The organism is Pseudomonas sp. BN102, from assembly GCF_029871245.1.
In the GTDB taxonomy this organism is placed as follows: domain Bacteria; phylum Pseudomonadota; class Gammaproteobacteria; order Pseudomonadales; family Pseudomonadaceae; genus Metapseudomonas.
In genome coordinates, this window is sequence record NZ_SSON01000040.1 from 106,355 (window position 1) to 112,998 (window position 6,644).

Annotated in this window: 5 protein-coding genes; all 5 read right to left on the minus strand. The window is 64.6% G+C overall.

What is annotated here, in order from left to right; translation table 11 throughout:
* Nucleotides 1–66: 66 nt before the first annotated feature.
* Nucleotides 67–993, minus strand: coding sequence for a LysR family transcriptional regulator (locus E8F12_RS08050; protein ID WP_280324727.1), 927 nt, complete (start codon nt 991–993; stop codon nt 67–69).
* Nucleotides 994–1,370: 377 nt separating this feature from the next.
* Entirely contained in the window at nt 1,371–1,997 is a 627-nt protein-coding gene (ycaC, locus tag E8F12_RS08055) for an isochorismate family cysteine hydrolase YcaC (protein WP_280324728.1), read from the minus strand.
* Between the two features lie 91 nt (nt 1,998–2,088).
* On the minus strand, nt 2,089–3,675 hold the full coding sequence (locus E8F12_RS08060; protein WP_280324729.1) for an MFS transporter: 1,587 nt from the start codon (nt 3,673–3,675) through the stop codon (nt 2,089–2,091).
* Between the two features lie 2 nt (nt 3,676–3,677).
* Nucleotides 3,678–4,979 (minus strand): OprD family porin, encoded by a 1,302-nt coding sequence (locus E8F12_RS08065; RefSeq protein ID WP_280324730.1) that lies wholly within the window; start codon nt 4,977–4,979, stop codon nt 3,678–3,680.
* A gap of 69 nt (nt 4,980–5,048) precedes the next feature.
* On the minus strand, nt 5,049–6,644 hold a 1,596-nt coding region (locus E8F12_RS08070; RefSeq protein WP_280324731.1), incomplete at its 5' end, for an amidohydrolase.

Sequence of the window (6,644 nt, forward strand, 5' to 3'; positions counted from 1 at the left end):
CCTCCTCGGTATTCGCGGAGGATACCTATCGGCTGCTCAGTATTCTGCCAAGAAATAGCGCACCGCTCATTCTATGCTCGCACCGTAACCGTCTTCACTCAGGAAGCGAACAATCTGCCCGCGCAGCCAGCGCTCGGCGACATCGCAGTCCTGCATGCCACTCCATACCATTGACAGCTTCGCTGGCACTATTTCGAAGGGTGGTGGCTCCGCGCGCAACTCCCCGCCCGCGATCAGCTCGTCGGCGGCATAGTCCGGCACTGTGGCGATCATCTCGGAGTTGGCCAGTAGCGCGCGCAGACCGTTGAACTGGGGCACGGCCAGCGCCACCCGGCGCGTGCGGCCGATCCGGGCGAGGTCCTGATCGATATTGCCGCACAGGTCGCCAGAGAAGGACACCAGCGCGTGCGGTCGCGAGCAGTACTCGTCCAGGGTGAGAGGGCCGAGGCGGTCGTCGGCGCGTAGCACCCGCGTGTGGATGCGCCGCAGCGTGCGGCATTTGGCGTTGGCTGGCAGTTCGGTGGTGTAACTGACCCCGACGGATATCTCCCCGGAGGCGAGCATGCCCGGCAGCAGCAGAAAGTTGGTCCGACGCACCACCAGAACGACGTGCGGGGCCACGGCGCGCAGGTGTTTAAGTAACAGCGGCAGCAGCCCACATTCGACATCGTCGGAGAGACCGACCCGGAACACCAGGTCGCTGGTGGCCGGGTCGAACTCCTTGGCATGACTCAATGCGTTGGACATGACATCCAGGGCGGGCCGCAACTGCTCGATGATCTCCAGCGCACGCTTGGTCGGTTCCATCGTCCGCCCCGTGCGCACGAACAGCGGGTCGTTGAAGTACTCGCGCAGGCGCCTGAGCGCGGCGCTGATGGCCGGCTGGCCAAGAAACAGCTTTTCCGCCGCGCGGGTGAGGTTGCGTTCGTGCATCAGCGTCTCGAACACGATCAGCACATTGAGATCGACACGGCGCATTTCGGTCCGGTTCATGGGCTGGTTTTCTCCATACTGCTGAAGGCTCGACAGCAGAGCCAGGAACGATCATTAGGCGCCGGCGAACTGGGCGCATATGCTCCGCCCGGGAATCACCTGGCGATTAACATGGGCGAGTTTTCCCAGCAATCAGATGCACTGAAGCAGGACTGGACCGCGAGGCCTTATGGTCTCGACATTGAGGTTATCCACCACCGGGGCGTCTGCTGCGTAGCTCAGCTTCTTCATCATCAGGTTTTTCAACGACTGAATCGCGGGCGTAGTCGCTGGCACGGCGGTCTGCTGGCGCAGTGGTCAATCCGGCCGCCAACGGGCGGACCGAGGTCTCGCGCGGTGGCGCGCCTGGCCGATTCAAGCCAGCCAGGCGCCCTCTGCTACTTGGTTAGCGCCGCGTAGCTGTTCATCAGGTTGCGATAGTTGGGGATACGCTCGGAGAGCAGGTTGCCCAGCCCTTCAATGTCGTTGCGCCAGTCGCGGTGCAGTTCGCAGGCCACCGAGAACCAATTCATCATCTGCGCGCCGGCGGCGCTCATGCGTGCCCAGGCCGCCTGCTGCACGGTTTCGTTGAAAGTGCCAGAGGCATCGGTGACAACGAACACCTCGAAGCCTTCGGCCAGGGCGGATAGGGTCGGAAAGGCCACGCACACGTCGGTGACCACACCGGCGATGATCAATTGCTTGCGGCCGGTGGCCTTGATCGCCTTGACGAAGTCCTCATTGTCCCAGGCGTTGATCTGCCCGGGCCGTGCCACATAGGGCGCGTCTGGGAACATGGCCTTGAGTTCCGGCACCAGCGGGCCATTCGGCCCCTGCTCGAAGCTGGTGGTCAGGATGGTCGGCAACTCGAAGAACTTGGCCAGATCGGCCAGTGCTAGCACGTTGTTCTTGAACTCGTTCGGCGAAAAATCCTGAACTAGGGAGATAAGGCCCGTCTGGTGGTCGACCAACAGGACTACTGCGTCATTCTTATCCAGTCGCTTGTAGGGCGTTACGGTGCTCATGGGTGACTCCTTTGGGATTTTCGATGTGTGTTGCCGCCGGCGGTCACCCGCCAGCGTTCTGCTTCGCCCGTCTCATCGAGCGAAATTGGGGTCAGCCAGCCTGTCCGGACAACAGGTGGCGGATCTGAATCGCAATGCCTTCGGTTTGGTAACGCCTGGCCCGCGCCTCAATGCGTTGTTCGGCACGGGTGACCCGGTTGTGGTGGCGCAGATGTTCTAGCCAGGACTCGTCGAAGAAGAACTCCGACCAGCGCCGCGGGTTCTCCGTGTCCTGCATCAGCCCCCAGGAAAATGAGCCGTTGCGCTGGCGCATGCGCTGTACCTCGGCCATGGCCGCCTGGAAGGCCGACCAGTGCTCGGGGGCGATGTTGTATTCGAGGGTAACCATCACCGGCCCGCGGTCAGGGTCTTGGCCGGCGACCAGCACTGGTACCGGCCAGTGCAGCGAGGGAGCCAGGTCTTCCGCGTCGGTGACCGGCAGCTTGAACCAGGCCGTGGTGCCGACACCTAATAGCAAAGCCGTGGCGGCGACACAGAGCGCCAGCGGGATCGAGCTGTGACTGGCAATGAAGCCCCAGAGCATGCCTCCGGCGGCCATGCTGCCGAAGAACACCAGGATGTACACCGACAGCGCCCGGGCCCTGACCCAGCTCGGCACCGAGGTTTGCGCCGCAACCTGCAGGGTCGACAGCACCGCGATCCAGGCCGAGCCGCTGAGCAGCATCACCGGAATCAGCAGGCGCAAGTCGCGCACGAAAGCCAGGGCGACTATCACCAGCGCGTACACCAGGCTGGCCAGGGCAACCATCCAGTCGGCGCGGATCAACGGGCGCAGACGCGGCAGTAGCATGGCCCCAGCGATCGCGCCGACGCCGACGCTGCCGAGCAACAGCCCGAAGTCGGTGGCGCTGCCCGCCAACTCGGTGCGCACGATCAGCGGCAGCAGCGACATGCCGGCACTGGCACCGAAGAAGAATGCCAGGGCGCGGACCATCACTGCCTGCAGCGGCTTCGAGGCGCGGCTATGGCGCCAGCCGGCGCGAATCGCACCGAACAGCCGCTCCGCTGGCAAAACCGCCGGAGCCACCTCACGGCGCCAGAAGAACAGCACCGCGATCACAGCGAAGAACGATAGGGCATTCAGGGCGAACGTCGCCCAGGGGCCGCTCAGGCTGACCAGTACCCCGGCGATCGCCGGTCCGACAGCGCGCGCCACGTTCACCCCGACGCTAGACAAGGCGATGGCGGCCGGCAACTCGTTCTTGTCCACCAACTCGGGGGTTAGGGCAGACCAAGCGGGCATCATCAAGGCGGTGCCGATGCCCATGCCGAGCGTCAACAGCAGCAGCAGCGGTGCCGTGATCAGCCCGCCCAGGGTCAGCAGGGCCAGTCCCATGGCGACCAGCGCCATCCACAGCTGCACCCGCAGCAGGTAGTGGCGCCGGTCGACGATATCAGCCAGGGCCCCGGCCGGTAGAGCCAGAAAGAACATCGGCGCGGAGCCGGCGACCTGGACCAGCGCCACATGCATCGGGCTGGCGGATAATGAAGTCATCAGCCAGCCGGCGCCCACCTCGTGCATCCAGGTGCCGATGTTCGAGGCGATGCTTGCCAGCCACAGCCAGCGAAAGGTGGCATGGCGCAGTGGACTCCAGGGGGAGGTAGCAGGTGGGGTCATGGTCAGAGCCAGCCTTTCAGAGGGTATTCGAGAATCAGATAGAGACGGTCGATATCATCTGCGGCCTGAGCATCGTTGCCGCGATGGATAACGTGCGACAGGTTCAGCATGAGGTCCTTTGCTGGACCGGAAGGGATGACGTAACGCAGGTCAAGATCGCGCTCCCAGTGACGTCCCCCCTTGCCTTGCTGTGGGATGGGCAGGCCGCTGACCGGATCCAGCGAGTTGTAGGCACCACCGACGGGAGCCTTGCTGCCATTGATGCCACGCCCACTGACGTAGCGAGCCATAAAGGTCAGGCCGGGGATACCGAGGTCGCCCAGGTCCAGGTCGTAGCGGGCCTGCCAGGAACGTTCGTGCGGGCCGTTGAAGTCAGCGTATTTGATCGAGTTGGCCAGGTAGATCGAATCACCGCCGACGAAATCGAACGGCGTGTCGCCCTGGACGTGCTGGAATGCGAGGGTAAAGGCCTGGCCACCGATCTGGTACTTCGCCAGCGCGCTGTAGGCCAGGACATCGATGTCGCCGGCGCGGGCATCGCCTTGATCGCCTGCCTTGTAGAGGTTTCCGTCTAACGTCAGGGCATCCTGCTGAAAGTGCAGGTTGAGGTAGGCCTGGCGCCAGATGTCGTCCAGTTGCGAGGCATAGAGCGCGGCGCCGAACGGTGCCTCGGTAGTGAGAGACGCGCCTACGAAGCTGATCGCGCTGCCTCGCGTGGACACCCCATAGCCAGTGAACTCGTCGTGCCCCGAGCTGCCGTTCTGGTTCTTAAAACGGGTGAAGCGTCCGGCCTGGACATGCAGGTTCAAGAGGTCGCGGCTGTCGAGCAGGACGCCAGTGGCGTATTCCGGTTGCAGGCGCTTGTCTGCCGTGTCAAATACCGGTGTCTCGACGGTCATCTCGCCATACCTGATCTGGCTTTCCCCCAGACGCATCTTCAACGCGGCCCCGGCGCTGGAGAAGTTGTCGGCGGCGCGGCCTTCGGCATCGCGTGGCAACAGGCCGGTACCGGCATGTCCGCGACCGCCGTCCAGCTTGAGACCGAGAAAACCGTGGGCGTCGATACCCACGCCGATGGTGCCGGGCGTGAACCCGGACGTAACTTCGGCGATAAAGCCTTGTGCCCATTCCTGCTGGTAGCTCTGGCCAGTATGAGATGAACCACGAAAATCGTTATGCAGGAAGTAGTTGCGGCCAAGCAGGGACCAAGCTGCATCCCCAGGCTGGCGCGCCGTTTCCGCCCTGGCTTCGAGCGTATCGACCAGAATTGCCAGCAGAGCCAGACGTGCCAGTGTCAGGGCCATGGCTGCCGATCTCCTCGACAAGAAAGCGAACCGGAGACCCGGCTCGCTCGTGGGGGCAGCTTAACCAGGTCAGAAGGCAAAGCAGGAACAACCGAAGGCACCCCAGAAACCCTGGAAGTCACTCACCGGCACGCTCGACTGGCGCGCCCGCTCGTGGCTGTGGGCATGCACGGCGCAGGCGCCGACGCACTGATGCACCTGGGCAGCGAGTGGCGCGGTGGGTTTCCAGTGGCCGGGGACCTTGGCCACCGGCGACCACTCGGGCAACACCGGCAGTTGCGGAGGGCCGAGCTTGTCGAACTCGCCGGCGGCATACACCACCTTGCCATCGACCACGGTCAGCACCGACTCGATCCACTTGATGGCTTCCTCCTCGACACTGAAGAAGTCCGCCGACAGCGCCGCGAGATCGGCCAACTGGCCCACCTTGATCTGGCCCTTCTTGCCCTGCTCGCTGGAGAACCAGGCGCTGCCGTGGGTGAACAGCTGCAGCGCGGTCTCGCGGGAAAGGCCCTGGGGGTACAGCTCCATCCCGCCGACAGTGCGGCCGCTGACCAGCCAGTAGAGCGAGGTCCAGGGGTTGTAGCTGGACACCCGGGTGGCGTCGGTGCCGGCGCCCACCGGCACGCCTTCGGCCAACATGCGCTGGATCGGCGGGGTCTGCTCGGCGGCCTTGGCGCCGTAGCGGTCGACGAAGTACTCGCCCTGGAAGGCCATGCGGTCCTGGATGGCGATGCCGCCGCCGAGGGCGCGAACGCGCTCGATGTTCTTCGGCGAGATGGTTTCGGCATGGTCGAAGAACCAGGGCAGGCCGTTGAACGGGATGTCGCGGTTGACCTTCTCGAACACGTCCAGCATGCGCGAGATGGATTCGTCGTAGGTGGCGTGCAGGCGGAAGGGCCAGCGCTGCTCCACCAGGTGACGCACCACCGGCTCCAGTTCCTGCTCCATGGTCTGCGGCAGGTCCGGGCGCGGTTCGAGGAAGTCCTCGAAGTCGGCGGCGGAGAACACCAGCATCTCGCCGGCGCCGTTGTGGCGCAGGAAGTCGTCGCCCTGGCCGGGCTTGACCAACTTGCTCCAGGCCTGGAAGTCGGCCAGCTCTTCCTTGGGCTTCTGGGTGAACAGGTTGTAGGCGATGCGCACGCTGAGCTGGCCCTGCTTGGCCAGTTCCTCGATCACCTGGTAGTCGTCCGGGTAGTTCTGGTAGCCGCCGCCGGCATCGATGGCGCTGGTGAGGCCCAGGCGATTGAGCTCGCGCATGAACTGGCGAGTGGAGTTGACCTGGTACTCCAGCGGCAGCTTCGGCCCCTTGCTCAGCGTCGAGTAGAGGATCATCGCGTTGGGCCGGGCGACCAGCATGCCGGTGGGCTCGCCATTGGCGTCGCGCTGGATCTCGCCGCCGGGCGGATTGGGGGTGTCCTTGGTGTAGCCGACCACCTTGAGTGCGGCGCGGTTGAGCAGGGCGCGGTCGTAGAGGTGGAGGACGAACACCGGAGTGTCCGGCGCGGCCTTGTTGAGCTCGTCCAGCGTGGGCATGCGTTTCTCGGCGAACTGGAACTCGTTCCAGCCGCCGACCACCCGCACCCACTGCGGCGAGGGTGTGCGCTCGGCCTGCGCCTTGAGCATGCGCAGGGCGTCGGCCAGGGAGGGCACGCCTTCCCAGCG

Coding starts and splice junctions, on each gene's coding strand:
- E8F12_RS08060 (WP_280324729.1), bottom strand. CDS start 3,675: ATGACCCCACCTGCTACCTCCCCCTGGAGTCCACTGCGCCATGCCACC.
- E8F12_RS08050 (WP_280324727.1), bottom strand. CDS start 993: ATGAACCGGACCGAAATGCGCCGTGTCGATCTCAATGTGCTGATCGTG.
- E8F12_RS08065 (WP_280324730.1), bottom strand. CDS start 4,979: ATGGCCCTGACACTGGCACGTCTGGCTCTGCTGGCAATTCTGGTCGAT.
- ycaC (WP_280324728.1), bottom strand. CDS start 1,997: ATGAGCACCGTAACGCCCTACAAGCGACTGGATAAGAATGACGCAGTA.